Consider the following 26,560-nt stretch of genomic DNA (forward strand, 5'->3'; position numbering starts at 1 on the left):
GCGGCGGGTATCAGGCTACGCCTGCGGTTGTGAGCTTCCGAACCGGCCGGAACCTGTCGAAGAGCTCCGGCCCGTGGCGGAAGGGGTCAGACCGCGCGGGGCAGGGGCGTCGAGGACTCCAGCACCTCGCGCAGGTGCTTCTCCATGAGGGGAAGCACCTCGGAGACGGGAACATTCCTGCCCAGCTCCTGGGAGAGCGAGGTGACGCCCGCGTCCCGGATGCCACAGGGGATGATCTGGTCGAAACCGGTCGTGTCCGGGTCGCAGTTGAACGAGAAGCCGTGCATGGTCACGCCCTTGGCGACCCGGATGCCGATCTGCGCCATCTTGCGGTCCACCCCGCGCTGGCCCGCGTTGGAGGGCGCGTACTCGGGGCCCATCAGGCGCGGGTCGTACTCGTCCTGGTTGAGCCGGGGGTCGAGGTCGAGCGCGAGCCCGGTGGCGGCGGGCCCGGACGCCCTGCCGAGGTCGTCGCCGAGTACCCACACTCCGCTGCGGCCCTCGACGCGGGTGGTCTCGACGCCCAGCTCGGTGCACACCCGGATCATGGCCTCCTCGAGGCGGCGCACGTGCGCGACCACGTCCACGGGGCGGGGGAGCTTCAGGATCGGGTAGCCGACGAGCTGCCCTGGGCCGTGCCAGGTGATCTTGCCGCCGCGGTCGACGTCCACGACGGGGGTGCCGTCAAGCGGGCGCTCGCTGTCCTCGGTGCGCCGCCCGGCGGTGTAGACCGGGGGGTGCTCCAGCATCAGGCAGGTGTCGGGGATCTCGTCGGCGAACCGCGCGGCGTGCACCCGCTTCTGTTCCTGCCAGGCGTCGAGGTAGTCGACCGCGTTGTCGCCGAAGCCCAGGTGGACGAAGCGCAGCTCGCCCTCCACCGGACCGTCCAGCCGGGGTTCTCCCATGCCTCATGTCTCCTTCGTCACGCCCGCGGTGGCGGGCTGCTCCGCGCTCGCGCCCGCCGCCACTCTACGGCGGTCACCCAGTGTCGTCGCAGGTGGTCACCTACTCACACGTACGGATGAATACACGACGAAGGGGGCGAACGAGGTACGGCGGACCGTTACATTCGCGCCGTTCCAGCAGGGCGCCCCGGCGTCTGACACAAGCCGTGAGGGCAGGAGACCGTGAAGCCGATGACGATGGAACGATCTGGGGAGTCGGTGAACGACACGACCCAGCCATCCCAGCAGCGCATCCCCAACCGTCAGCTCGCCGCGCTGATCGCCGAGGCGGGCTTCTCCAACGCCGGTCTGGCCAGGCGCGTCGACCAGCTCGGCCTCGAACACGGTCTCGACCTGCGTTACGACAAGACGTCGGTGACGCGCTGGCTGCGCGGTCAGCAGCCGCGGGGCACCACACCCGCGCTGATCGCCGAGGTCTTCACCCGGCGCCTCGGGCGGCGGCTGACGGCGCAGGACCTGGGGCTGGACGCGTGTGCGCCCGTCTACGCGGGTCTGGAGTTCGCGGCGACGCCCGCCGAGGCGGTCGACATCGTCAGCGGTCTGTGGCGCAAGGACTCGGGCAGCCACGCCGAGCTGCGGAAGATCGCCTTCACCCCGGCGGGGCTCGTGGTGCCGAGCCGGGACTGGCTGATCGGCAGGGCCGACGAACGGGTGGCGCGCGGCCCCGAGCCCGACGGGCCGCTGAGCCCTCCGCCCGGCGGCGCGGGCCCCGGCGCCCTCGCCGGCACAGGGCCGCTCGCCGCGGGGCTCGGGGCCGGCACAGGACCGGCCCGCGGGCCCGGCGCCGGGCCGGGGCGCGGTGCCCCTCCGGGGCCGGCCGCCGGGCGCGGAGCCGTGGGCGGGTCCGTGGGCGGCGCGTCCCCCGGCGGCGGCCTGCGGGTCCCGGCGCAGTCCCGGATCGGCGGCGGGACAGGCGTCGCCACCAGGCCGCCGTCGCTGGCCGCCGCGCGCCTCGACCGGGTCGAGCGGGGCCCGGGCCAGCGGGTCTCGGGCGGCGACGTGGCGGCGCTGCGCTCGGTGTGCGAGCTCTTCCGCGCTCTCGACCACGCCTACGGCGGCGGCCACGCCCGGCAGGCTCTGGTGCGGTATCTGGAACACGAGGCCGAGCCGATGCTCCGCGGTGTCTACAGCGAGCAGCTCGGCAGACGCCTCTTCGGCGCGGCCGCGGACCTGACCAGGCTGGCGGGCTGGACCTCCTACGACATCGCCGCGCACGGCCTGGCCCAGCGCTACTTCGTGCAGGCGCTGCGGCTGACGCAGGCCGCGGGCGACCGCGCCTTCGGCGCCTACGTGCTGGTGACGATGAGCAGGCAGGCCGTCTACCTGGGGCACGGCAGGGAGGCGGTGCAGCTCGCGCGGGTCGCCCAGCAGGGCGTGGGCACCTCGGTGCCGCCCGTCGTGCAGGCGCTGCTGCACGCGGCGGAGGCGCGCGGGCACGGTGTGCTGGGTGAGGTGCGGGCCTGCGCGGCGTCACTGGCCCGCGCGGAGCGCGCCCTGGAGGCAGCGCGCCCCAGCGAGGACGTACCCGTCTGGGCGCGCTTCTTCGACGACGCGCAGCTCGCCGACGAGTTCGGCCACTGCCACCGGGACCTCCAGCAGTACCGGGCCGCCGCGCAGCACGCCGAGCGCTCCCTCCAGCTGCGCGGGGCCGGGTTCGCGCGCAGCAGGCTCTTCTGCCGGGTGGTGCTGGCCACGGCCCGGCTGGGGCTCGGCGAGATCGAGCAGGCCTGCCAGCTCGCCGCCGAGGCGGCCCACCAGGCGGCGGAGATGCGCTCGGTACGGGCCCACGAGTACGTACGGGACTTCGAACGCCGCCTGGAACCGTACCGGGACGCGGCGCCGGTCCGGCAGTACCGGGAAAAGGTCTCGGCCCTGGTGTGATCCCGAGGCGCACCGCGCCTGACAACGGAACGGAGCCCGCACCGCCGCCGCCCGCGCCCGGCGGGCGCTGCCGCCCCGGCCCCGGCGAGGGGCGTGTGCCCGGCGCTCGTGTCACGGGCGCCGGGTCAGTGGTCGGCAGGGGATTTCCATGGTGACCATGGTGGGCCCGCCAGGGGGGCTGGTGAGGGCGAGGACGCCGTCGAACTGGCCGAGGCGGCGTTCGATGCCCGCGATGCCGGAGCCGCGGGAGACGTCGGCGCCGCCCTGCCCGTCGTCGGTGACGGCGATCCGCAGCATGCCGCCGTCGAGTTCTGTGTGGTGGATGTCGACCCAGATGTGGTCGGCGTCCGCGTGCTTGGCCGCGTTGGTGAGGATCTCGCTGAGGGAGAAGTAGGCCGCGGACTCGACGGGCTCGGGGAAGCGCCCCGGCAGGTCGATGTCGACGTCGACGGGCATCCCCATCCGCAGGGCGAGGGCCTTGGCGGCGTCCCCGAGACCGCGTTCGGCCAGTACCGGCGGGTGGATACCGCGCACCAGGTCGCGCAGTTCGGTCAGGGCCTCGGCGGAGGTCTCCCTGGCGTGGGCGAGGAGTTTCTTGGCCTGTGCGGGGTCGTGTTCGACGAGGGCTTCGACGGCGCCGAGGCTCATGCCCATGGAGACCAGCCTGGCCTGTGCGCCGTCGTGCAGGTCCCGTTCGATGCGGCGCAGCTGAGCGGCCGAGGTGTCGACGGCGTCGTGCCGGGTCTCGTACAGCCGCTCGACGCGCTGGGCGAGCTGGGCGCCCCTGGTGGGGGAGAGCAGGGCGCGGGCGAGCTGGAAGTGGCCGTCGATCAGGTACGGGTTGGCGTGGAGGCCGATCAGCAGGACGAAGGTGCCGAGCGCGGCGGCCGCCAGCGCGTCGCCGAAGGTGTCGATGTGGATGAAGCCGTACCAGTAGTCACCGGCGACGGCGTGCCACAGGCCCGCGAGCAGTACCCACCCTTCCAGGCTCCAGGCGATCAGCGCCGCCGGCAGGAGGGCGAGGAGGAAGCCCGCCACGGCGTCGCAGAGCAGCCAGGCGAGGTCCCGCCAGGTGGCCGGGTCCTTGAGCATCAGCACCGTGCGTTCGACGTGCCCGGTGATCCCCGAGGGGCCGGGTGGCAGCGGCCTGTAGGGGTCCAGGATGCGCAGGCCCGCCCAGTGGCCGGCGAGTGCGCGGCGCTGGTTGGCGTGGATGCGTACGGCGTGCACGACCCAGGGGGTGGTGAAGAAGCCGATGCCCAGCAGCAGGAAGACGACCGACAGCACCGTCACGATGAACAGGGCGAGGGAGAAGCCGAGGGAGAGCAGCATCAGCGGGATGCCGCGTACGGCGGCGAGCAGTGCGCTCGCCGCGCGGCCCCTCCGTGCTCGGGCGGGCCCCGGCGCCCCCGCCCGCTCCATGCCGTCCTGCGGTGTCATGCCCGTTCCCCTCTTCTCGGCCACCGCCCGCCCGGCCCCGTGCCCGGGCGGTGCTGGATGCCCACTTTCCGGGCACGGTGACCAGTCTGCGCGCGGCGGCCCTTCCGCACACTCGTCTCCGCGCCCGTCTGCGGGGTGCACCTAGCACCACCTCCCGGGTCTCGTTTCGTCCCCTCCTGCTGGGGGTTTCGGCGGCTGGGGCGCGCGGTCGCGCGCTTCTAGCGTCGTTTCCGCTCGATCCAGGTACGTCCGACCGACACCTCCGAGATCAGAAGCGGGGATCCCGTGACCAGACCACCGACCGGCTCACCGACCAGACCGCCCACCGCGCCCGAGACCGGCGGACCGGCCGGACCGCCGGCCTCGGGCACCACTCCCCGCCCGCCCCGCCCGCCCCGCTCGACACGCCCGCCCCGTCCAGCGGGCGGGGCCCGCCCGGGGCTGGCCGCGCGGCTCGGCGGGTGGAGCACCCGGCACCGGAAGACGGCGGTGTTCGGCTGGCTGCTGTTCGTGGTGCTGACCGCGACGCTCGGCGGGATGGCCGGGCTGACGGAGCCCACCGGCGCGGAGCAGTCCGTGCGGGACTCGGCCCGCGCGACCGCGATCCTGGAGGAGGCGGGTATTGAGGAGCCGCCCGCCGAGTCGGTGATGGTGGCGAGCCGGACCGAGGGCGGCTGGCGGGCGGCCGCGGCGGATGTCGTACGTGCCGTCGAGGACACCGGCCGGGTCAAGGACGTGCGCGAGCCGCTGCCGTCCGCGGACGGCAGGGCGGCCCTGGTCGGGTTCCGGATGCGGGGCGCGGGGGACTCGACGGACGAGAAGCCGATCACCGAGGTCCTGGACGCGGTCGAGAAGGTCCGCGAGGGGCACCGCGGCGAGGGCGTCGAGATCCACCAGTACGGCGAGGCCAGCGCGGGCAAGTGGCTGAACGAGATCCTCGGTGACGACTTCGCCAAGGCGGAGTGGACGGCCGTGCCGCTGGCCCTGGGCATCCTGCTGGTGGCGTTCGGTGCGCTGGTGGCGGCGCTGCTGCCGGTCGCGCTGGCGATCACCGCGTTCCTGGCCGCGAACGGCATCCTCGCGCTGGTCTCCAGCCGGTTGCACATCGACGAGCAGACCAACTCCGTGATGCTGCTGATGGGGCTCGCGGTCGGCGTCGACTACTGCCTGTTCTATCTGCGCAGGGAGCGCGACGAGCGGGCAGCGGGCCGGGACGCGCAGACGGCCCTGCGGATCGCCGCCGCCACCAGCGGGCGCGCGGTCCTCGTCTCGGGCCTGACGGTGATGGTGGCGATGGCGGGCATGTTCCTGTCGGGGCTGCTGCTGTTCCAGGGGTTCGCGGTGGCCACGATCCTGGTCGTCTTCATCGCGATGCTCGGCTCGGTCACGATCCTGCCCGCCGCGCTCTCCTGGCTGGGTGACCGGGTGGAGAAGGGCAGGCCGCGCCTGTTCGGCAGGCGCGGCGGCGGCCGCGCGCGCATGCGGGCAGCCGGAGGGGCCGGGCAGCCAGGAGTGGCCGGACAGGCCGGGTCCACGGGGCGGCGCGCGCCCGGTGGGCGGATCTCCGGCGCGCTGCTGCGGCCGGTGCTGGCGGCGCCCGGGCTGTTCGCCGTCCTCGCCGCCGTGGCGATGCTCGCGCTGGCCGCGCCCGCGCTCGGCATGAAGACCGAACAGCTCTCCCTGGAGCAGCAGATGTCCGAGGACGCCGAGCTGCGGGTCAGCGCCGAGAAGATCAGCGAGACCTTCCCCGGTGGTCCTTCCCCGGCGCGTGTCGTGCTCAAGGCCGACGATGTGCGCTCCGCGAAGACCCGCACCGCGCTGGCGGACTTCCGCAGCGCCCTGCGTGAGGAGGGCGCCCGGTTCGGCAAGGGCGTCGAGACGCGGGTGTACGCCGACTCCGGCGTCGCCGTGATCGACGTGCCGCTGGCGGGGAACGGGACGGACGAGACCTCGCTCGCCGCGCTGGACACCCTGCGCGACCGGCTCGTCCCCGACGTCCTGGAGCCGGCCGCAGCCGACGGCCAGGCGTACGTCACGGGCGAGCTGGCGAGCTCGACGGACTTCAACGACCAGTTGCGGGACGGCATCGTGCCGGTGTTCGCGTTCATCACGGCCGTCACCTTCCTGCTGATGCTCGTCTGCTTCCGCTCGCTGCCCATCGCGCTCGCCTCGGTCGTGCTGAACCTCTTGTCGGTCGGCGCGGCGTACGGGGTGATGACGGCGGTCTTCCAGCACGGCTGGGGCGACAGCCTCTTCAGCACGCAGGCGGTGGGCGCCATCGAGTCGTGGATGCCGCTGTTCGTGCTGGTGGTGCTGTTCGGACTGTCGATGGACTACCACGTCTTCGTGGTCTCCCGGATCCGCGAGGCCAAGGACCGGGGCGCGGCCACGCGGGAGGCCATCCGTGAGGGCGTGCGGGCCACGGCCCCGGCGGTGACGGGGGCGGCCGTCATCATGATCGCTGTCTTCGCGGTGTTCGCGACGCTGTCGATGCAGGACATGAAGCAGATGGGCGTGGGCCTGGCCGTCGCCGTCCTGCTGGACGCCACGCTGGTACGGATGGTGCTGCTGCCCGCGGTGATGATGCTGCTGGGCGAGCGCAACTGGTACCTGCCCTCGTGGCTGCGGTGGCTGCCCCGCGTGGAGCACGGGGAGGCGGACTCCGCGCAGGGAGAGCACGTGGAGGGGGCGACGGGGTCCGTGGTGGTGGCGCCGGCCGTCGAGGACGAGACCCCCGGCGGCGGCCGCGACCGGCAGCACGTGGGGTGAGGCACGACCGGCGGCGCGTCGGGTGAGCGCGACGGTGGTGCCCGCCGGGTGCGGCGGGCACCACCGTCGTGGCGTGGTGTCAGCGGGCGCCGTGCGGCTGCGGGATCGCGTCGCCCGAGGGGGCGTCGCCGCGCCCGTAGTGGTGGGTGGTGAACATGTACAGCAGGCCTGTGCCCACGACGATGCCGCCGCACAGCAGCACGATGTAGTTGGAGTACCAGGGCTCTTCGGGCGTGCGGGCCCAGCAGATGTTGACGATGGCGAAGATGCCGTAGGCCAGGGCCGCGCTGTTGACCAGCAGGCCCCAGCGGCCGAGCGTGAACTCGCCGGTGGCGCGCCAGCCTTTGACGCGGGCGCGCAGCGCGGCGAGGACGACCATCTGGAAGGCGCCGTAGATGCCCAGGATCGCGAAGGACACGATCTTGGTGAGGGCGTCGGCGGAGATCAGCGAGCCGAAGGCGATGAGTCCGGGGATGACGGCGGCCACCAGGAGCGCCACCTCGGGCACGGCCCGCTTGTGGGAGAAGCGGCGCAGCAGCCGGTGTCCGACGACCATGCGGTCGCGGGCGTAGGAGTAGATGAGGCGTCCGGCGGCGGCCTGGAGGCTGATGGTGCAGGAAAGGAAGGAGATGAGGACGACGGCCATCACCAGGCGCGCGCCCACGGTGCCCAGCGCGTCGAAGAGGAGGTTGACCACGGGGTCGGAGTTCTCACCGGAGATCACCGCGCCGTAGTCGGTGACCGACAGCAGCAGCGAACCGCAGGTGAAGGTGGCGGCGGCGCCGCCCACGTAGATCGTGCGGCGCATGGCCTTGGGGATGACGCGGCCGGGGTGGGCGACCTCCTCGGCGGTGTCGCCGCACGCCTCGAAGCCGTAGTACTGGTAGAAGCCGATGATGGCCGCGGCCAGGAAGACCGGCGCGTAGGAGCCGCTGCCCTGGGTGTCGTAGGTGTCGAAGATGACGCCGAGCCCGTGCATGCGGTGCGTGGACAGCAGGTAGACGCCGACGATGAGGGCGCCGACCAGCTCGGCGCCGAAGCCGATGAGGGCGGCCCAGGACAGCGCCCTGGTCCCGGCGTAGTTGATGAGCGCGGCGACGACGATGAGGATGACGGTGCAGATCACCGTGGTGTGCACGCTGGCGTCGAAGCCGAACAGGATGGCGACGTAGGGGCCCGCGCCGTACGCCACGCTGGTGATGGTCACCAGCAGCGCCCACATGTAGACCCAGCCCGTCATCCACGCGTACCGCATGCCCCACAGGCGCCGCGCCCACGGATAGACGCCGCCCGCGATGGGGTACTGGGCCACGATCTCCCCGAACACGAGGGAGACCAGGAACTGCCCGCAGCCCGCCAGCAGGAACGCCCAGATCATCGGCGGCCCGCCCTCGGCCAGCGCGGAGCCGAAGAGGGTGTAGGTGCTCACGACGGGCGAGAGGTAGGTGAAGCCGAGGGCGAAGTTGGCCCAAGGCCCCATCTCCTTGCGGAACTCCGTGCCGTGCTCGCCGTGGCCCCCGCTTCCCGCGTCGCCGCCGGAGGCGGGCGCGGCGGCGGCGCCGGCCATCAGCGTTCGCTCCCGTCCGGTTCGGGCCCCGGGCGCCCGGTGAGCAGGTCGGCGGCGCGCTCGGCGGCGAGCAGCACGGTCACCATCGGGTTGACGGAGGGCATGGTCGGGAAGACGGACGCGTCGACGACGCGGACGCCCTCCTGGCCGCGCAGCCGCAGTTCGGGGTCGACGACGGCCCACGGGTCGTCTGCCGCGCCCATCCGGCAGGTGCCCGCCGGGTGGTAGACGGTGTGCGCGGCGCGCCGCCCGTACTCCGACAGCTCCTCGTCGGTGACCAGGCCCAGGCCCGGCGCGACCTCCCGGAACAGCCAGTCGCGCAACGGCGCGGTGGCCGCCACCTCGCGGGCCATGCGCAGCCCGTCGACGAGGGTGCGCTCGTCGTGGCCCTCAGGGTCGGTGAAGTAGCGGAAGTCCAGGGCCGGGTGCGCGGCCGGGTCGGCGCTGCGCAGCCACATCCGCCCTCTGGAGCGGGCGCGCGGCACGTTCGGCGTCATGCACACGCCGTGCGGGACGGCGGGGTAGCCGAGGCGTTCGGTGTTGACGGTGAACGGCACCTGGTAGAAGTGCCACATCAGGTCGGGTCTGGGCCGGCCGGTGTCCCGGCGGACGAACAGCCCGGCGTCGGAGTCCATCGCGGAGTTCGGCGGCAGCGGCTCTCTGGTCTCCCACACGATCACCGACTCGGGGTGGTCGAGCAGGTTCTCGCCCACCCCCGGCAGGTCGGCGCGGACGTCGATGCCGAGGGCGCGCAGTTCGTCGGCGGGTCCGATCCCGGACAGGAGCAGCAGCCTGGGCGTGTCGATGGCGCCCGCGCACAGCAGCAGTTCGCGCGCGGCGTGCACGGTGCCGGTGGAGCCGTCCTCGTACCGGACGGCGACGCGGGTGAGCCGTCCGGCCGCGTCGGGCTCCAGCTTGTACGCCCACGTGCACAGCTTCAGCGTCAGGTTGGGCCGGTCCATGACGGGGTGCAGGTAGGCCACCGAGGCCGAGGAACGCTTGTTCGTGGCCGGGTCGTAGGCGAGGGAGAAGAATCCGGCGCCCTCGGGGAAGGGCGCGCGGTTGAAGTCCTCGATGACGGGCACGTGCAGCGCCTCGGCGGCGGCCGTCACGAAGTCCCGGGCGATCGGGTTACGGTCCTCCTCGCCGACGGGCACGATGGTGTTCTTGAGCCGGTGCCGGTAGGGCAGGATCGTCACCGGGTCCCAGCCCGCGCACCCCTTGGCCACCCACTCGTCCAGGTCCTGGGGGAAGGGCAGGAAGCTGATGAGGGTGTTGTGCGAGGAGCAGCCGCCCAGCACCCGGGCGCGCGAGTGGACGATGTGCGAGTTGCCGCGCGGCTGCTCGGTGGTGGTGTAGCCGTAGTCGTAGTCGGTCTCCAGCAGGTTGATCCAGTTGCGCAGCCGCAGCACGTTCTCGTCGCCGACGTCGCTGGGGCCGCCCTCGATGACGCAGACCCGGCAGTCGGGGTCCTCGGTCAGCCGCGCCGCCAGCACGCAGCCCGCGGTGCCGCCGCCGACGATGACGTAGTCGTACGCGCTCTCGCTCATCAGGTGCTCCTCGTCCACCCGGCGCCCCTCAGCCCTTGAACCAGCCGGAGGGGACCGGCCTGAGGTTCTGGTAGATGTGCTTGGCCTCCTGGTACTCGCGCAGCCCCGTGGGGCCCAGCTCGCGGCCGATGCCCGAGCGGCCGAAGCCGCCCCACTCGGCCTGCGGCACGTACGGGTGGAAGTCGTTGATCCACACCGTGCCGTGCCGCAGCCGGTTCGCGACGCGCTGGGCGCGGCTCGCGTCGCTGGTCCACACCCCGCCCGCCAGGCCGTAGCGGGTGTCGTTGGCCAGCTCGACGGCCTCGTCCTCGGTGCGGAACCGCTCGACGGTGACGACGGGCCCGAACACCTCCTCCTGGACGACGCGCATCGAGCGGTCGCAGTCGGCGAAGACGGTCGGCAGCAGGAAGAAGCCGTCGGCGAGTTCGGGGTCGTCGGGGCGGCGGCCCCCCGTGACCAGCCTGGCCCCCTCCTCGCGGGCGATCTCCAGATAGCCCTCCACCTTGGCCCGGTGCTCGGCCGAGGACAGCGGCCCCGACTCGGTCATCGGCTCAAGGCCGTTGCCCAGCCGGATGGCGGCGGCCCTGGCGCCCAGCTCCTCCACGAACCTGTCGTGCAGGCCTTCCTGCACGATCAGCCGGGAGCCGGCCGAGCAGACCTGGCCGGAGTGCAGGAACGCGGCGTCCAGCGCGTAGTCGAGCGCCGCGTCGAAGTCGGCGTCCTCGAAGACCACGTTCGGGTTCTTGCCGCCCAGCTCCAGCGCCAGGTTCTTCACGTCGGGCGCCACGCTCTCCATGATCCGCCGCCCGGTGGACAGCCCGCCGGTGAAGGAGACCAGGTCCACCTCGGGGTGCGCGGTCATCGCCGCGCCCACGCTCGCGCCCGAGCCCAGCACCAGGTTGGCGACCCCGGGCGGGGCGCCCGCCTCCGCGATGAGGCGGACCATGGCGAGCGTGGACAGCGGCGTCGTCTCGCTCGGCTTGAGGACGAAGGTGTTGCCCGCGGCCAGCGCGGGGGCGACCTTCCAGGACGCCTGGAGCAGCGGGTAGTTCCACGGCGCGATCAGCGCGCACACCCCGACCGGGTGGTAGACGACGCGGCTGAGCACGTCGGGCCCGACGTCCACCACCCGGCCGCCGTCCTTGCCCGCGAGCTCCGCGAAGTAGCGGAAGGCGTTGGCCACGTCCTCGATGTCGATGCGGGCCTCGGCCAGCGTCTTGCCCGTGTCGAGGGTCTCGGTGCGGGCGATCTCCTCCTGGTCGCGCAGGAGGAGATCGTGGACGCGGTGGAGCACGTCGGCGCGGCGCCGGGTGGGGGCGCCGGCCCACTCCTCCCGCTCGAAGGCCCGCTTGGCGGCCCGTACCGCCATGTCGACGTCGGTCTCGTCCGCCTCGTCGACCGTCGTGATCACGGAGGCGTCGAACGGGTTGACCACCTCCCGCCGCCCGCCCGCCGCGGCCTGCCGCCACTCCCCGTCGATGAACAGCTCCGCCATGACGTCCGTCTCCCTCGCTCGGACCCGGCCGCTACCGGCCGGGCGTCGTACGTCCCCGGCCGTTCCCGGCCGGGTGTCGGCCCCGGCTTCCGTTCCCGACCGGGGAGGGGACCGGTCCCGGCCGGGCGTCACCATGACGCGGGGCGGCGCCGACGGCCACGGGACGCACCGGACGTGCACACGGGAGAGGCGATAGTCGGCTCTGATGGGGCAATGCGGTGATCCCCCGTACGGACGCGGCCCCACCGCGTGCGAGGGCCCCGCCGCCGACGCCCTCTCCCCCACGCGGCCGGCCTCTCCTACGCTGCGGGCATGAAGTTCGGACTCCTCGGCACCGGGCCATGGGCACAGCGCACCCACGGGCCCGCCCTCGCCGCTCACCAGGACGTGGACCTCGTCGGCGTCTGGGGACGCCGCGCGGAGCCCACCGGCGCCCTCGCCCAGCAGCTCGGCACCCGGGCCTACGCCGACATCGACGCGCTGTTCACGGACTGCGACGCGGTGGCCGTCGCCCTGCCACCCGACGTGCAGGCGCCCCTCGCCGTACGCGCCGCCGAGGCCGGCTGCCACCTGCTGCTCGACAAACCCGTCGCCACGACACCCGAGGCGGCGCGCGCGGTGACCGAGGCGGTGGAGCGGGGCGGTGTCGGCTGCGTCGTCTTCTTCACCCTGCACTTCTCCGACACGACCGGCGACTGGCTGCGCGAGACGGCCCGGCGCGGAGAGGCCTCCCGCGCACAGTCCACGGGAGACTGGCAGGTGGGGCGCGCCGACTGGCTCTCCCCCGTCTTCGGCGGCGCCGACTCCCCCTACACGGCCTCGCCCTGGCGCCGCGAGAAGGGCGCGCTGTGGGACGTCGGCCCCCACGCGCTGTCCGTACTGCTGCCGCTGCTCGGCGAGGCCGAGAGCGTGACCGCTGCCCGCGGCGGGATCGGCGACACCGTGCACCTGGTGCTGCGGCACGCCTCCGGCGCCTCCAGCACGTGCACGCTCAGCCACTCGGTGACCCCTGCGGCGGCCGGGGTCACCGCCGAGGTGCGGGGCGGAGCGGGGATCGCCGAACTCCCGCTCCGCGAGGAGGACCCTGCCGTCTCCTTCGGCCGCGCCCTCGACGCGCTGCTGGAGACGGCCCGCGCGGGCGGCGACCGCGACCACCCGTGCGGGGCGCGCTTCGCGGAGGCGGTCACCTCGGTCCTGTACCGGGCCCAGGAGCAGCTGACGGGCGGGTGAGCGTCCGGTGTCCTGACCGCCTGTTCCCGTGCCCTGCGGGCGGCCGGAGGCGGCGTACCGCCGGTGGGAGGAGAAGGGTCGCCCGGGGTTGGGCCGGGCTCACTCGCGGCGCCGGGCCGTGAGGACCGTCGCGTACAGGTCGGGGTCCTCGGCGACGGTCGGCGTCAGCCCTGCCGCCGTCAGCAGGTGGGCGGCCGGCTCGGCCTGCCGGGTGCTGGTCTCGGTCAGCAGCGCTCCGCCCGGGGCGAGCCATGCGGCGGCCTCGGCGGCGACGCGGCGCAGCAGGGCCAGCCCGTCGGGGCCGCCGTCGAGGGCGGGGCGGGGCTCGTGGTCGCGGGCCTCGGGCGGGAGGAGTGGTATCTCGTCGGTCGGCACGTAGGGCACGTTGGCCGTCAGCACGTGCACCCGGCCGCGCAGCGCGGTCGGCAGCGCGGCGAACAGGTCGCCCTGGTGGACGTGTCCGCCGGCCCCCGCGAGGTTGCGGCGGGCGCAGCGCACGGCCGCCGGATCGATGTCGGCTGCGTGCAGTTCGCCGCGGTCCGGCAGCGCCGCGTAGACCGCCGCGCCCACCGCGCCCGTGCCGCAGCACAGGTCCACGACGAGGGGCGGCGTCCCGGTGGGGACGGCGTCGGCCGCGCACCGTGCCGCGCACCGTACGAGGAACTCCGTACGGCGCCGGGGGACGAAGACGCCGAGTTCGACGGCGACGCGCAGGCCGGCGAACTCGGCCCAGCCCAGTACGTGTTCGAGGGGGTGCCCGGCGATGCGCCGGGCGGCCATGGCGTCGAGTTCGGCCGCGTCACGTGCGGTCTCCCTCAGCAGGCGGGCCTCGTCCTCGGCGAAGACGCAGCCCGCGGTGCGGAGCCGTACGACGAGGTCGGCCTCCGCGCGGGAGGGGTCGGCGAGGGGGAAGTCGTCGGATCGAGCGTGCATGGGAGCCTTTCCGGTTCTCAGCGCTCCCGCTGTCCCCGGCGTCCGCTCAGCGCGTCGCGGGCCGCCCGGTACGGGGCGAGAGCACCTTGCCTGTCACAGCGGAAATGCTTCTCACCTCCCTCTCTCCGCGTCGCTCGGACGTTCGGTACTGGTCGGCAAGCCTACCCGACGGCGGCCCCGCGCACGGCGTGAACCCGGGCTCTCGCGCCGGTCGGCGGAGCCCGGAGCCGGGGCAGGACGACACCGGCGCCCGGACCGCCGCGCCGGTGCGCGAACGATGAGCCGCCGATGCGCCGCCGAGGGGCCGCCGATGCGTCGCCGATGCGTCGCCGAGAGGCCGTCAGCAGGTCAAAAAGCTCCGGACACAGACAAGTTGAGGGCGGTGAGATGGGAGCGCCACATCTGACGGGGAGATGCTTGTGTCATCTGGTGAGGCGAACGGCATCGAAGGTGCTCGAGGGGGCCGGGCGCCGCGCGCGCCCTTGTCGTCCCCGGGCGGCCCCGCGCCCATCCCCAGCCCCCGCCGGAGTCGGAGCAGCGGCGGCTGCCCCCAGACGGCGGCGGGCCGAAGAGGAAGCAGAAGGGACAAGCTCATCAGGTACAGCAAGCACGCCTTCACGAGCCGCCTCGCGCGCACGGTGCTGGTGCCGGCTCTCTCCCTGGGGCTCGCAGCGGCGGGCACGTCCGCCTACGCGGCCCAGGTCTCGGACACGCCCGGGGACCCGGGAGACCAGACGAAGATCATCGGTGGCCACGAGTCGACCGAGGCGTACTCGTTCATCGCCTCCCTCCAAAAGCAGCGCGGCGACGATCCGGACGGCCACTACTGCGGCGGCACCCTGATCGCCGCCGACTGGGTCCTGACGGCCGCGCACTGCGTCACCACCGACACGCCCCAGGACCCGAGCGCCTACCACGTGCGGATCGGCTCCCTGGACCGCACCAAGGGCGGCGAGGTCGCCCAGGTGAAGAAGTTCGTGGTGCACCCGGACTACCGCTACGCGGACGAGGAGGGCAGCGCGCACGACCTCGCGCTGGTCCAGCTCTCCTCCGAGGTCTCCAAGGAGCCCGCCCCGCTGGCCTCGCAGACCCCGGCGGCCGGTGACACCGTCAGGGCCACCGGATGGGGTTACACCAAGGCGACGGGGAACGACCCCTCGCAGCTGCCCGTCAAGCACCGCGAGATCGACCTTCCTGTGCTCTCCCCCGACACGCCCAAGTGCGCCTCCAACGAGACGGACGGGGACGCCTGGGGCATCCGCGAGGGTGACTTCTGCACCGACAATCCGGACGGCGAGGCCGGGACGTGCGGAGGCGACTCCGGCGCGCCGGCGCTCACCAGGGCGGCGGGCCGCTGGCAGCTGGCCGGTGTGACGAGCCGGTCGGTCGGTGACTGCGCCTCGACGCCCGACATCTACCCGAGCGTCGCCGAGCACGCCGACTGGATACGCGAGGTCACCGGCTGATCCCGCCGCCGAGCCCACCGCACCGGCTGCTGAGCCGCTTGGGCCGCTGAGGCGGGCCACTGAGGCCGCTGAGGCTTCTGAGGCCGCTGAGCCTCTGAGGCCGCTGAGCCGCGACTCGGCAGCTGGTGGTGCGCCGCACCGCGCCGCGCGAGGGGCCCCCGCTCCGACCGGACCTGGGGCCCCGACGGGCCCGTACGGGTAGATTCATGGCTCCACCGCCATACGGCCCAGCCGGCCACCGTGTTTGGAGATTCCCGTGCGTGTCGTCATCGCTGAGGACCTCTTCCTGCTCAGGGACGGGCTCGTCCGCATGCTGGAGGCGTTCGACTTCGAGATCGCGGCGGCGGTCGACAACGGCCCCGAACTGAGCCGGGCGCTCGCCCGGCTGGAGCCCGACGTGGCCGTGGTGGACGTACGGCTGCCGCCCTCGTTCACCGACGAGGGGTTGCAGTGCGCGCTGGAGGCGCGCCGCAAGCGTCCTGGGCTGCCGGTGCTGGTCCTCTCCCAGCACGTCGAGCAGCTGTACGCGCGCGAGCTGCTGGCGGACGGGAACGGCGGCGTGGGCTACCTGCTCAAGGACCGGGTCTTCGACGCCGACCAGTTCGTGGACGCCGTACGGCGGGTCTCCGCGGGCGGTACGGCGATGGACCCGCAGGTGATCCAGCAGCTGCTGACGCGGCGCTCGCAGGACGCGCCGATGGGGAACCTGACGGCACGGGAGAAGGAGGTGATGGAGCTGATGGCGCAGGGCAGGTCGAACGCGGCCATCGCGGCGCAGCTGGTCGTCACCGAGCGGGCCGTCGCCAAGCACACCTCGAACATCTTCGGAAAGCTGGACCTGCCGCCCTCCGACGACGACAACCGGCGCGTACTCGCCGTGCTCGCCTACCTCGACCGAGGCTGACCGCTTCGTTACCGTGCCTCACCGTACGTGTCTTTGGTCACATACGGCAGAACACCCCTCAGGTGGAGGCGCCCCCCATGCACGAGCCGATCGACGAGCGCAGAAGATACGACGAATACGAGCAGTCCGGTGAATCCGCGGTGCCGTCGGCCCGCGCACCCCTCGACAGGCGGGCCGTGCTGGGCACGACGGGCGCGCTCGGCGCGGGTCTCGCGCTCTGTGGCGGGTACGTCCCCGCCATGGCGGCTCAGCGGACGGACGGGCAGCGCACCGGCACGGCACGGGCCAAGGCGCCGGGCATCGACGCGGCGCAGCAGGCGCTCCAGCGGCTGCTGCCGCAGCACGCAGGGCAGGTCACCTTCCAGCAGATCGGCGGACCCGAGCGGTTCAAGGTCACCGGCAAGGCGGGCGGCGTGCGGGTGGCGGGCACGGGCCCCGTGGCCATGCTCATGGGCCTGCACTGGTACCTCAAGTACAGCTGCGACGCCCACGTCTCCTGGTCGGGCAGCCAGCTCGACCTCCCCGCGACGCTGCCCGCGCCCCGGGCGCAGCACGCGCAGAAGGCCACCGTCGCCCACAGGTTCGCCCTCAACGACACCCACGACGGCTACACGGCCCCCTACGCCGACTGGGAGCACTGGGAGCGCTTCCTCGACGTGCTGGCCCTGCACGGCTTCAACGAGGTGCTGGTCACCGCGGGTCAGGAGGCCGTCTACCACCGGGTGCTCCAGGACTTCGGGTACAGCGAGGCCCAGGCGCGCGCCTGGATCCCGGCGCCCACGCACCAGCCCTGGTGGCTGCTGCAGAACATGGCCGAGTACGGCGGGCCGATCAGCACCGCGCTGCTGAAGACCCGGACCGACCTGGGCAAGCGCATCCTCGCCCGGATGCGCGAGCTGGGCATGAAGCCCGTGCTGCCCGGCTACTTCGGCACCGTCCCCGCCGACTTCGCCAAGCGCAACAAGGGCGCCCGCACCGTGCCGCAGGGCAAGTGGAACGGGCTGGACAGGCCGCCGTGGCTGGACCCGCGCACGGACGCCTTCCGCAAGGTGGCCGCCTCCTTCTACCAGCACCAGCGGAAACTCTTCGGCGACGTCGGCCACTTCAAGATGGACCTGCTGCACGAGGGCGGCGACCCCGGCGACGTGCCGGTACCGGAGGCGTCGCGGGCCGTGGAGAAGGCCCTGCACACCGCGCGGCCCGGCGCCACCTGGGTGATTCTCGGCTGGCAGGAGAACCCCCGCAAGGAGCTGCTGGACGGGCTCACCGCCAAGGACAAGATGCTCGTCGTCGACGGCCTCTCCGACCTGGACAAGGTCACCGACCGGGAGAAGGACTGGGGCGGGGTGCCCTACGCGTTCGGCTGCATCCCCAACTTCGGCGGCCGCACCACCATCGGCGCCAAGACCCACATGTGGGCCGAGCGCTTCACGGCCTGGCGGGACAAGTCGGGCTCCAAGCTGGTGGGCACCTGCTACATGCCGGAGGCCACGCACCGCGACGCGGCGGCACTGGAGCTGTTCAGCGAGCTGGCGTGGCGCGAGAAGGCCGTGGACCGGGGCGGCTGGTTCATCGGGTACGCGAAGCTGCGCTACGGCGGCCAGGACGCCAAGGCGGAGGAGGCGATGCGGGCGCTGCGGGAGACCGCGTACCGGATCAGCAGCAAGGACGGGCGCCCGCACGACAGCGTCTTCGCCGCCCGGCCCAGCCTCTCGGCGCGCTCCGGCGCCTACTACGCCACCCACACGCCCGCCTTCGACCTGCCCGCCTTCGACGGCGCCTTCTCGGCGCTGCTCGGCGTCGGCGAGGGGCTGCGCTCCAGCGACGCCTACCGGTACGACCTGACCGACATCGGCCGCCAGGTCCTCGCCAACCGCTCCTGGACGCTGATCCCGCAGCTGGAGGACGCCTACAACAACAAGGACGCGGCCACCTTCAAGAAGCTGGCCGCGCTGTGGCTGAAGCTGCTGGAGCTGTCCGACGACATGTCGGGCGGCCACCGGGCCTTCCTGCTGGGCCCCTGGCTCCAGGCCGCCCGCGGTGCGGGAAGCTCGACGAAGGAGGACGCGCAGCTGGAGCACACGGCCCGCGCCCTGGTCACCACCTGGGCCGACCGCCCCACGGCCGACGGCGGCCACCTGGCCAACTACGCCAACCGCGACTGGCACGGCCTCATCCGCGACTTCCACCTCCCGCAGTGGAAGGCGTTCCTCGACGACCTCACCGACGCCCTCGAACAGGACCGCGCGCCCAAGAAGTTCGACTGGTACGCGCGAGAGGAGCCCTGGACGCGGAAGACGAACGACTATCCGACGCGGGCGGCGAATGACCCGTACGCCACCGCGACCCGCGTGCGTGACGTGCTGGCCAAGGCCCCGTACCAGGCGTCGCTGAAGGTCATCGCCGAGCCCCGCGCCGTCCCGCCGGGCGAGCCGTGCACCGTACGGGCCGAGTACCGCAACGAGAACGGGCTGAGCGCCACCGGGAACGTCGAGGTGACGCTGCGCGGCCTCGACGGCGCCGAGGCCCAGGACCCGACCTCCCACCGCGCCATCGAGCCAGGCGGCAGAGCCACCGTCCGCTGGCGGGTCCCCCCGGGGGCGAAGCGGGCGCTGCGCGACCCGCTCGACGCGCTGGAGTACACGGTGGAGGTCCTCTCGGGGCCCTCGGGCCAGGACAGGGTGGCCACCAGCAGATCCGACCGCTTCTACCGGGCCGGCCCGCTGCCCGACGACGTGCGGACGGTGACGACCAACGACGCCGTCTTCGGGCACCTCGACGGCCGGTGGGCCATCGACGGCGCGGGCGCCGACCTGTGGAAGGCGACCGCCGAGTTCGGCGCCCTCTACCGGCCAGGGGCGCTGGCGGACGGCTCCACGGTGACGTTGAAGGTCGTCTCCCAGGAGAACAGCGGCCCGTGGGCACGCGCCGGCATCGTCGTGCGCAACCGGCTGGCCGACGCGGCCTCCGGCGGCTTCGTGAACCTGGCGGCCACCCCCGCGAGCGGCGTCGTGCTCTCCTGGGACAGCAACGGCGACGGCACCCTCGACACCTACCGGCGGATCACCGGCGTCACGGCCCCCGTCACCCTGCGGCTCTCCCGCTCGGGGGGCTCCTTCACCGGGGAGCTGTCCACCGACGACGGAAAGAGCTGGCGTACCGTCTCAACCGTCGAGGTGCCCGGTGCGTCAGGCAGTCAGGACGCCGGCGCGTTCATGACGGCGACCAACGGCGGCGGCACGGCCCGCGGACTCGCCGAGTTCGCCGGCTGGAAGACGGGCAAGCGCTAGCCGCGCGGCCGCGGGCGGTGGGCCCGCGGCGCGGGCGAGGGGCAGTACGGGGAGGGAACGGGACGTGACGGACGAGCGACCGCGGGCCGCGGTACAGACGCACGAGCTGATGCTGGCGCTCGTGAGGGGGCCCGCGCTCGCCGTCGTCACGCTCCCGCTCTCCATCCTGCTGTTCGTGCTGTCCCTCGTCTCGCTCGCGCTGCTGCCCATCGGGGTGGGCGTCGTCACCTTCCCACCCGTCCAGCACGCCCTCCGCCGCTACGCCAACCAGCGGCGGAGGCTCGTCCGCCGGTGGGGCGGCATCGAGGTGCCCGAACCGTACCGGCCCCGGCCGCGTCGACGCGGCGGCGGCGTCGTCGGCTGGGTGGAGCAGTGCGTGTGGCTGCTGAAGGACCCCGCGACCTGGCGGGACATCTCCTGGCTGCCCGCCGACATGACGGCCGGCTTCACCACGGCGCTGCTGCCTCCGATGCTGCCGCTCAACCACCAGCTGACCGCGCGGATGCTGGAGCCCACCCGCGAGATGCTGCTCTCCCGCCGCGTCGCGGAGCTGTACGAGACCCGGCACGACGCGGTGGACTCCTCCGCGGCCGAGCTGCGCCGCATCGAACGCGACCTGCACGACGGCGCGCAGGCCCGGCTGGTCGCCATGGGCATGAGCCTGGGCACCATCGAAGCCCTCGTCGAGCGCGACCCCGCCAAGGCCAAGGCGCTGATCGCCCAGGCGCGGGAGAACAGCGCCGAGGCGCTGACGGAACTGCGCGACCTGGTGCGCGGCATCCACCCGCCAGTCCTGGCCGAACGCGGCCTCCCCGACGCCCTGCGCGCACTGGCCCTGCGCATGCAGATCCCGGTGGAGGCCGACATCGACCTGCCGGGACGCTTCGACGAGCCCGTCGAGACGGCCGTCTACTTCGCGGTGAGCGAGGTGCTGACCAACGCCGCCAAGCACGCCGACGCCTCCCGGGTGTGGCTCGACGTGCTCTACACCCAGGACACCCCCGACTCGGGCGCCGTGCGCGTCACCGTGACCGACGACGGCAAGGGCGGCGCCTCCCTCGACACCGGCTCCGGACTGCGGGGCGTACAGCGGCGGCTGGCCCAGTTCGACGGCGTACTGGCACTCAGCAGCCCGGCCGACGGACCGACGATGGTGACACTGGAAGTCCCCGCGCAGCCGGCCTGACACCCCCGGTAGCACGGACGGGTGGGCCGCCACCCACGCGGTGGACAGTGGTGACTCCTTCGACGGGTGCCTCGTTCACGGAGTGTGAGTGAGCGGCCCGCGACGCTGGATGTCGAGCAGGCCGAGGCTGCCCTCCTGCGGCACTACCCTCGGCTGGTCCGGCTCGCCTACGGGATGCTGGGCGGGGCGCCGCGGCGAGCGGTCACGGCGCACGAGGTGACGCGGAACGCACTGCCGCGGCGGTGCACGTCCACGGCGAGGCTGCCGTTGACCGGGGCGGGGGGCGAGGACCCGGTGTACGTGTGGCTGAGGTTGCGTGTGGTGCGCGCGGTGCTGGAGCGGCCGTGGTGGCCGCGCGGCCTTCCCCGCGCCGAGGCCCCCGCCCGCGTTGCGCACGCGCTCCGCCACCTGGAGGGCCTGACCGACCCCGCCATCCGCCAACTCCTGGCCGCCGCCCGGGTACGCGACCCGGACACGGCACTGGCACACGCCGAATCGGGGGCGCACACCGGAGCCCCGGCATGCGCCGAATCGGCGGGGCCTCCCCTGGCGGGGCCTCCCCTGGCGGGGGGCCGCCCCGAACCGGGAGCCCACGCCGAAGCGGAAGGTCACCTCACGGCGGGGAGCCACCCCGAAGCGAGGGCCCACCCAGAAGCGGAAGGCCGGCCCGCGACGGCGAGCCGCACCGAAGCGGAAAGCCACCCCGAAGCGGCGGCCCGCGTCGGAGCGGGGGGCGCGGCGGCCGAGGCCGGTGCGGCGGGGCGGTACGGCTCCGGCGGATCGGCGCGGCCGAGCGGATGTGGTGCCGCCACGCGTCCGGAAGGCTCCGCGCCGGCGCCATCCGGGGGCGAACGCGGCGCGGCCGACCGCCGGTTCGTACCGGCCCCTGGCCCAGCGCCCGGGGCCGGGCAGGCGCCCGGGGAAGGGCGGACGTCCCGGGCCGGACACGCACCCGGGGGCGGGCAGGCGTCCGGGGCCGGGCAGGTAGCCGGAGGCGGGCAGGCGCCCGGGCGCGGGTCCGGGTGTGCTCTGTGTGCTGTCGGGGCGCCGGAGCCCGTTGTCGTCGTTCGGCGGCGGCGGCGGGCGCGGGCGGCGGCGGCCGCGGTGGGGGCGGCGTTGGCGTGCTGTGGTCTGCTGGGGGTGCCGGGGGACACCTGGGGGCCCGACGCGGCGACGCGGGCCCCCCTCGTGCGGGGCACCGACGCGCAGCGGGCGCTCGATCCGGGCGCGTTGGTCCGCGTCGGGGCGGACACCTGGCGGCTGGCCTCCCGTGTGGATCTGGGCACGTGGCCCGCGCGCGGCGCCCTGACGGGCGACGAATCGTTGCTGCGCCGTGCCCTGGTCACCTGGGCACGGCCACGCGCGGACGTGCGGGTCAGCGCCACGCCCGGTACCGCGACGGGTCCGCCTCCGGGGCCGCCCCACCTGCTGTACGCGGGCCGGCTGGACGGTACGGCGGTGGTGGTGCTGTACGACGGGCTGCGGGTGGCGCGGTACACCGAGCCGTGGGACGCCCGGGACGGCTCGCGGGCGGCGCGCGACGGCGTCTCGCTGGAGCTGGCGCGGACGGCGGGCGCGGGCGCGGGCGCCGCGGCGTCCGGGGCGTTGGCCGTCTCCCGTACGGAGGGCGAGGTCCGCTATCTGACGGCGCCGTGGGTCGCCGACGTGGCCCGGGTGGATCTTCTCGATCCGGCCGACCGGGAGGGCCGTGTGCTGTCCAGGGACGAGGCGGGGGTCACCGCACGGGTGCCGCTGCCGGTCACCCAGCCGGGCCACTGCGAGAGCTGGCCGGGGCTGACGCTGGTCGGCAGCCGCGGCGTGGCGGAGGACGTCCAGCTCTACACGGACTTGGGCGAGCCGCTGCCGGCGCGGCTGACAGACGGGAAACGCCGGGATCCGGCGACCGGCGCGGCGGCCCGGCGCCGGCTGGCGCACGTGGTGTGCCGACTGCCGGCGGTGCTCGACGGCGGCGTCGAGACCGTCAACACCTGGGAGTTCGCCCGGCAGCGGCTGCCGGACGGCGCGGGTGAGGCGGCGTGGGTGTGCACGAGGGCGGAGACGTGGCGGGGCACGGGCGCGCGGGTGCTGACCGGGCTCCAGCCGCTCGCGGCGGCTCCGGGACGCCGAGGAGCCCTCTCCTCGCGGGCACGGGACACCCACGCGTGCGGCCCGCGCTCCCACGAGGTCCTCGCCGGCGTGCTGTGGAAGTCGCGGAAGGGCGACTGGTACGTGCTGGCCGCGGCCGACGCGGGGGTGACGCGCCTGCGGGCGCGCGGTCACGGGCTGGCGGAGGGGCCCGTCGCGGTGGCGGGGCACACGCTGGCCGCCCGCGTCGGGGGCGGCGACGCCTCGGTCCGGCTGTCGGGTGAGCGCGCGGACGGCTCCACGGAGCACACCAGGCACGGTTGGGTTAGCGTGACCGGGATACGTGGCTGACACTGCCGACACGGCCTACACGGCCTCGTGCACGGGGCGGGAGCGGGGAGACGGGGACGATGATCCGGGTACTGCTGGCGGACGACGAGGCCATGATCAGGGCCGGGGTGCGGGCGATCCTGGCCTCGGCCGGGGATCTGGAGGTGGTCGCCGAGGCGGGTGACGGCCACGAGGCCGTCGACCTGGCGCAGCGGCACCGCCCGGACGTGTGCCTGCTCGACATCCGGATGCCGCGTCTCGACGGGCTGCGCGCCGCCGCCGAGTTGCGCCGCACGTGCCCGCAGAGTGCCCTGATGATGCTGACGACGTTCAGCGAGGACGAGTACATCGCCACGGCGCTCGGTTCCGGCGTCGCCGGTTTCGTCCTCAAGTCGGGTGACCCGCAGGAGTTGCTGGCCGGTGTGCGTGCCGTCCACGGGGGCGGCGCCTACCTCTCCCCCACGGTCGCCCAGCGCGTCATCGCGCACCTGGACACGGGCGCGCTGAGCCGCCGTACGGACGCGCGGGCGCGCACGGCGGAGCTGACGCCGCGGGAGCGCGAGGTGCTGGGTCTGGTCGGTGCGGGCCTCTCGAACGCCGACATCGCCGCCCGGCTGCACGTGGTCGAGGGCACGGTGAAGACCTATGTGAGCCAGATCCTCGCCCGGCTGGGCATGCGCAACCGCGTCCAGGCGGCGATCCTCGCCCACGAGGCGGGCCTGGTCCCCGCGCCCGGGAACGCGGGGAACGCCGGGCACGCGGGGAACGCCGGGGACCGAGCCTGAGAGCCGCTCGTCAGGGGGGCGGCGCCTGCGCCGTGGAGCCGCGGACGACGAGTTCCGGCTGGAAGACGAACTCCGTGTCGGCCATCGGGCTTCCGCCCATCGGCTCCAGCAGGGCACCCACGGCGGCGTCGGCCATCGCGCGGACCGGCTGGCGGACGGTGGTCAGTGGCGGGTCGGTGAACGCGTTCAGCTCCGAGTCGTCGTAGCCGACCACCGACACCTCGTCCGGCACGGCCGCGCCCCTCTCCCGCGCTGCCCGTACCGCGCCGAGTGCCATCAGGTCGCTGCCGCACACCAACCCCGTACACCCCTCTTCCAGCAGCGCCCCGGCGGCGGCGTGTCCGCCCTCGACCGTGAAGAGGCTGTGCCGGATCGCCGGGGTGATCTCCCCGGGGGCCTCGGCCACCGCCTGCCGGAAGCCCTCCACCTTGCGGCGGGTGGGCACGAACCTGTCGGGGCCGACGGCGAGCCCGATGCGCCGGTGCCCCAACTGGCGCAGGTGGCTGACGGCCAGGGCGGCGGCCGCGCGGTCGTCGGGGGAGACGAAGGGCGCGCTGATGTCGGTGTTGTAGCCGTTGATCAGGACGAACGGCACGCCCCGTGCGGCCAGTCGTGTGTAGCGTGCGGGGTCAGCGGTCAGGTCGGCGTGCAGTCCTGAGAGGAAGATGATGCCGGACACGTCGCGTTCGACGAGCTGGCCGACCAGTTCGTCCTCGGTCGCGCCGCCCAGCATCCGGGTCCCCAGCACGGGCGTGTACCCGTAGCCCGACAGGCACTGCTCGATGACCTGGGCGAACGCGGGGAAGATCGGGTTGGTCAGCTCCGGGATGACCAGCCCGACCAGGCCCGCGCTGCGCTGCCGCACCCGGGCGGGGCGCTCGTAGCCGAGGAGGTCTACCGCGGCCAGCACCCGCTGCCGGGTGGCGGCCGCCACGCCCGGTCTGCCGTTGAGCACGCGGCTGGCCGTCGCCTCGCTGACCTCGGCCTGGGCTGCGATGTCGGCGAGGCGCGCGGTCAGGGCCGTGCTCACCCGCGGACCCACCAGGCGGTGGTGTCCCCGGGCAGCACGGTCTCGCCCGGCGCAGCACCGGTGTCCAGGCCGCCGCTGGCCAGCAGCAGCTCGCCGGTCGCCAGGTCGAGCCGTACGGGGTCGGGGGTGGTGTTGGCCGCGCACACGAACGCGCCGCGCCGGAACGCCAGTACCCCCTCGGGCGCGGGCAGCCACTCCAGGGGGCGGCCGTCGCCCAGTTCGGGCCGCTCGCGCCGCAGCCGCAGCGCGGTGCGGTAGAGCTCCAGGGTGGAGTCGGGGTCGCCGGTCTGCGCGGCGACCGACAGCGCGCCCCAGCCGGCCGGCTGGGGCAGCCAGCTTCCGCCGCCGCCGAACCCGTAGGAGCTGCCCGCCGCCGCGTTCTCCTCCTCGTCCCAGGGCAGCGGCACGCGGCATCCGTCGCGCAGCCCGTCCTGTCCGTTGGCGCGGAAGAAGGAGGGGTCCTGGCGTGCGTCGTCGGGCAGTTCTGTGACCTCGGGCAGCCCGAGTTCCTCACCCTGGTAGACGTAGGCGGAGCCGGGCAGCGCGAGCATCAGCAGCGAGGCGGCGCGGCCGCGTGCGTGTCCGCCGCCCAGCCGGGTGCGGTGGCGTACGACGTCGTGGTTGGACAGGACCCAGGTCGCGGGTGCGCCGACCGCGCCGAGCGAGGTGAGGGAGGCGTCGATGACGGTGCGCAGCGCCTCGGCGTCCCATGCCGTGTTCAGGTAGTGGAAGTTGAACGCCTGGTGGAGTTCGTCCTCGCGTACGTACAGCGCGGTGCGCTCGGCGGTGGGCGTCCACGCCTCGGCCACTCCGACGCGCTCTCCCGGGTACTCGTCGAGCACGGTCCGCCAGGAGCGGTAGATCTCGTGGACCCCGTCCTGGTCGAAGAACGGCAGCTCGGCGGTGCCCAGGAGCCGCAGTTGTCCGCTGCTGCCCATGTCGGGCAGTCCGGCGGCCTTGACGAGTCCGTGCGCCACGTCGATGCGGAACCCGTCGACGCCCTTGTCCAGCCAGAAGCGCAGTACGGAGCGGAACTCGTCGTGGACGGCCGGGTTCTCCCAGTTGAAGTCGGGCTGTTCGGGTGCGAACAGGTGCAGGTACCACTGGCCCGGCTCGCCCGGCACCGGGCTCCAGGCGGGCCCGCCGAAGACGGACTCCCAGTCGTTCGGCGGCTGCTGGCCTCCGGGGCCCTTGCCGGGTGCGAAGTGGTAGCGGCGGCGGGCTGCCGGGTCTCCGGCGAGCGCCCGCCTGAACCACTCGTGCCGGTCGGAGGAGTGGTTGGGGACGACGTCGATGATGACGCGCAGCCCGAGCGCGTGGGCCTCCTCGATGAGGGCCTCGGCGTCGCGCAGCGTGCCGAACATCGGGTCGATGGAGCGGTAGTCGGCCACGTCGTAGCCCGCGTCGGCCTGCGGGGACGCGTAGAAGGGGCTCAGCCACACGGCGTCGACGCCCAGCCTCGCCAGGTGGGGCAGGCGCTCGCGGGCGCCCACCAGGTCGCCCATGCCGTCGCCGTCGCCGTCGGCGAAGGAGCGCGGATAGATCTGGTAGATCACCGCGTCCCGCCACCACCGGGAGGCGGCGGGCGCCCTTTCGGCCCGTGCTGCCGTCTGGAGCGCGGGCGCGTTGCTGTGCTGGTCCATCAGTTCCCAAT

At 73.9% G+C, this 26,560-nt stretch carries 17 protein-coding genes; 9 read left to right on the top strand and 8 right to left on the bottom strand.

The window, feature by feature from the left end; translation table 11 throughout:
• Nucleotides 1-86: 86 nt before the first annotated feature.
• A complete protein-coding gene (gene lipB / locus MMF93_RS09215; RefSeq protein ID WP_242750705.1) occupies nucleotides 87-905 on the bottom strand; it encodes a lipoyl(octanoyl) transferase LipB in 819 nt (272 codons plus the stop codon).
• A 231-nt stretch (nucleotides 906-1,136) separates the two neighbouring features.
• Between lipB and MMF93_RS09220 the strand changes: the two genes are divergently transcribed.
• Nucleotides 1,137-2,846, top strand: coding sequence for an NsdA family TPR-like regulatory protein (locus MMF93_RS09220; RefSeq protein ID WP_242750706.1), 1,710 nt, complete (start codon nucleotides 1,137-1,139; stop codon nucleotides 2,844-2,846).
• A gap of 111 nt (nucleotides 2,847-2,957) precedes the next feature.
• Here the strand turns inward: MMF93_RS09220 and MMF93_RS09225 are convergent, their stop codons facing one another.
• Complete coding sequence (locus MMF93_RS09225; RefSeq protein WP_423835383.1) at nucleotides 2,958-4,286, bottom strand: sensor histidine kinase; 1,329 nt, start codon at nucleotides 4,284-4,286, stop codon at nucleotides 2,958-2,960.
• Between the two features lie 489 nt (nucleotides 4,287-4,775).
• Here MMF93_RS09225 and MMF93_RS09230 point away from each other — a divergent pair, with 489 nt between their 5' ends.
• The gene (locus MMF93_RS09230) at nucleotides 4,776-7,055 is read left to right on the top strand and encodes an MMPL family transporter (RefSeq protein WP_423835384.1); all 2,280 of its coding nucleotides are present in this window, start codon (nucleotides 4,776-4,778) and stop codon (nucleotides 7,053-7,055) included.
• Between the two features lie 79 nt (nucleotides 7,056-7,134).
• Here the strand turns inward: MMF93_RS09230 and MMF93_RS09235 are convergent, their stop codons facing one another.
• The 3 genes from MMF93_RS09235 to MMF93_RS09245 are packed head-to-tail and all read right to left on the bottom strand — an operon-like array spanning nucleotide 7,135 to nucleotide 11,667.
• A complete protein-coding gene (locus MMF93_RS09235; protein ID WP_242750707.1) occupies nucleotides 7,135-8,622 on the bottom strand; it encodes an APC family permease in 1,488 nt (495 codons plus the stop codon).
• Nucleotides 8,622-10,172, bottom strand: coding sequence for a GMC family oxidoreductase (locus MMF93_RS09240; protein WP_242750708.1), 1,551 nt, complete (start codon nucleotides 10,170-10,172; stop codon nucleotides 8,622-8,624). Before MMF93_RS09240 ends, MMF93_RS09235 begins: the two co-directional genes overlap by 1 nt.
• 28 nt (nucleotides 10,173-10,200) lie before the next feature.
• Complete coding sequence (locus tag MMF93_RS09245) at nucleotides 10,201-11,667, bottom strand: aldehyde dehydrogenase family protein (protein WP_242750709.1); 1,467 nt, start codon at nucleotides 11,665-11,667, stop codon at nucleotides 10,201-10,203.
• Between the two features lie 312 nt (nucleotides 11,668-11,979).
• Between MMF93_RS09245 and MMF93_RS09250 the strand changes: the two genes are divergently transcribed.
• The gene (locus MMF93_RS09250; RefSeq protein WP_242750710.1) at nucleotides 11,980-12,897 is read left to right on the top strand and encodes a Gfo/Idh/MocA family protein; all 918 of its coding nucleotides are present in this window, start codon (nucleotides 11,980-11,982) and stop codon (nucleotides 12,895-12,897) included.
• Nucleotides 12,898-12,996: 99 nt separating this feature from the next.
• Here MMF93_RS09250 and MMF93_RS09255 read toward each other — a convergent pair whose 3' ends face one another.
• A complete protein-coding gene (locus MMF93_RS09255) occupies nucleotides 12,997-13,830 on the bottom strand; it encodes a putative protein N(5)-glutamine methyltransferase (RefSeq protein ID WP_242750711.1) in 834 nt (277 codons plus the stop codon).
• 644 nt (nucleotides 13,831-14,474) lie between these two features.
• Between MMF93_RS09255 and MMF93_RS09260 the strand changes: the two genes are divergently transcribed.
• From MMF93_RS09260 to MMF93_RS09285, 6 genes are all read left to right on the top strand, one after another.
• Complete coding sequence (locus MMF93_RS09260) at nucleotides 14,475-15,296, top strand: S1 family peptidase (protein WP_242750712.1); 822 nt, start codon at nucleotides 14,475-14,477, stop codon at nucleotides 15,294-15,296.
• A gap of 256 nt (nucleotides 15,297-15,552) precedes the next feature.
• Complete coding sequence (locus MMF93_RS09265; RefSeq protein ID WP_114021037.1) at nucleotides 15,553-16,200, top strand: LuxR C-terminal-related transcriptional regulator; 648 nt, start codon at nucleotides 15,553-15,555, stop codon at nucleotides 16,198-16,200.
• Between the two features lie 77 nt (nucleotides 16,201-16,277).
• Nucleotides 16,278-19,490, top strand: coding sequence for an alpha-N-acetylglucosaminidase (locus MMF93_RS09270; RefSeq protein ID WP_242750713.1), 3,213 nt, complete (start codon nucleotides 16,278-16,280; stop codon nucleotides 19,488-19,490).
• 64 nt (nucleotides 19,491-19,554) lie between these two features.
• Nucleotides 19,555-20,676 carry a sensor histidine kinase gene (locus tag MMF93_RS09275; RefSeq protein WP_242750714.1) on the top strand — a complete coding sequence of 374 codons (1,122 nt, stop codon included), beginning with the start codon at nucleotides 19,555-19,557 and terminating at the stop codon, nucleotides 20,674-20,676.
• Between the two features lie 1,140 nt (nucleotides 20,677-21,816).
• On the top strand, nucleotides 21,817-23,112 hold the full coding sequence (locus tag MMF93_RS09280; protein WP_242750715.1) for a hypothetical protein: 1,296 nt from the start codon (nucleotides 21,817-21,819) through the stop codon (nucleotides 23,110-23,112).
• Between the two features lie 59 nt (nucleotides 23,113-23,171).
• Nucleotides 23,172-23,876, top strand: coding sequence for a response regulator (locus MMF93_RS09285; RefSeq protein WP_242750716.1), 705 nt, complete (start codon nucleotides 23,172-23,174; stop codon nucleotides 23,874-23,876).
• Between the two features lie 10 nt (nucleotides 23,877-23,886).
• Here MMF93_RS09285 and MMF93_RS09290 read toward each other — a convergent pair whose 3' ends face one another.
• Together MMF93_RS09290 and MMF93_RS09295 are read right to left on the bottom strand one after the other, a co-directional pair.
• A complete protein-coding gene (locus MMF93_RS09290; protein ID WP_242750717.1) occupies nucleotides 23,887-24,906 on the bottom strand; it encodes a LacI family DNA-binding transcriptional regulator in 1,020 nt (339 codons plus the stop codon).
• Complete coding sequence (locus tag MMF93_RS09295; protein WP_242750718.1) at nucleotides 24,903-26,549, bottom strand: glycoside hydrolase family 13 protein; 1,647 nt, start codon at nucleotides 26,547-26,549, stop codon at nucleotides 24,903-24,905. The genes MMF93_RS09290 and MMF93_RS09295 overlap by 4 nt, the downstream gene beginning before the upstream one ends.
• Nucleotides 26,550-26,560 lie beyond the last annotated feature (11 nt).

This window comes from Streptomyces tubbatahanensis (assembly GCF_022699385.1).
GTDB lineage: Bacteria > Actinomycetota > Actinomycetes > Streptomycetales > Streptomycetaceae > Streptomyces > Streptomyces diacarni.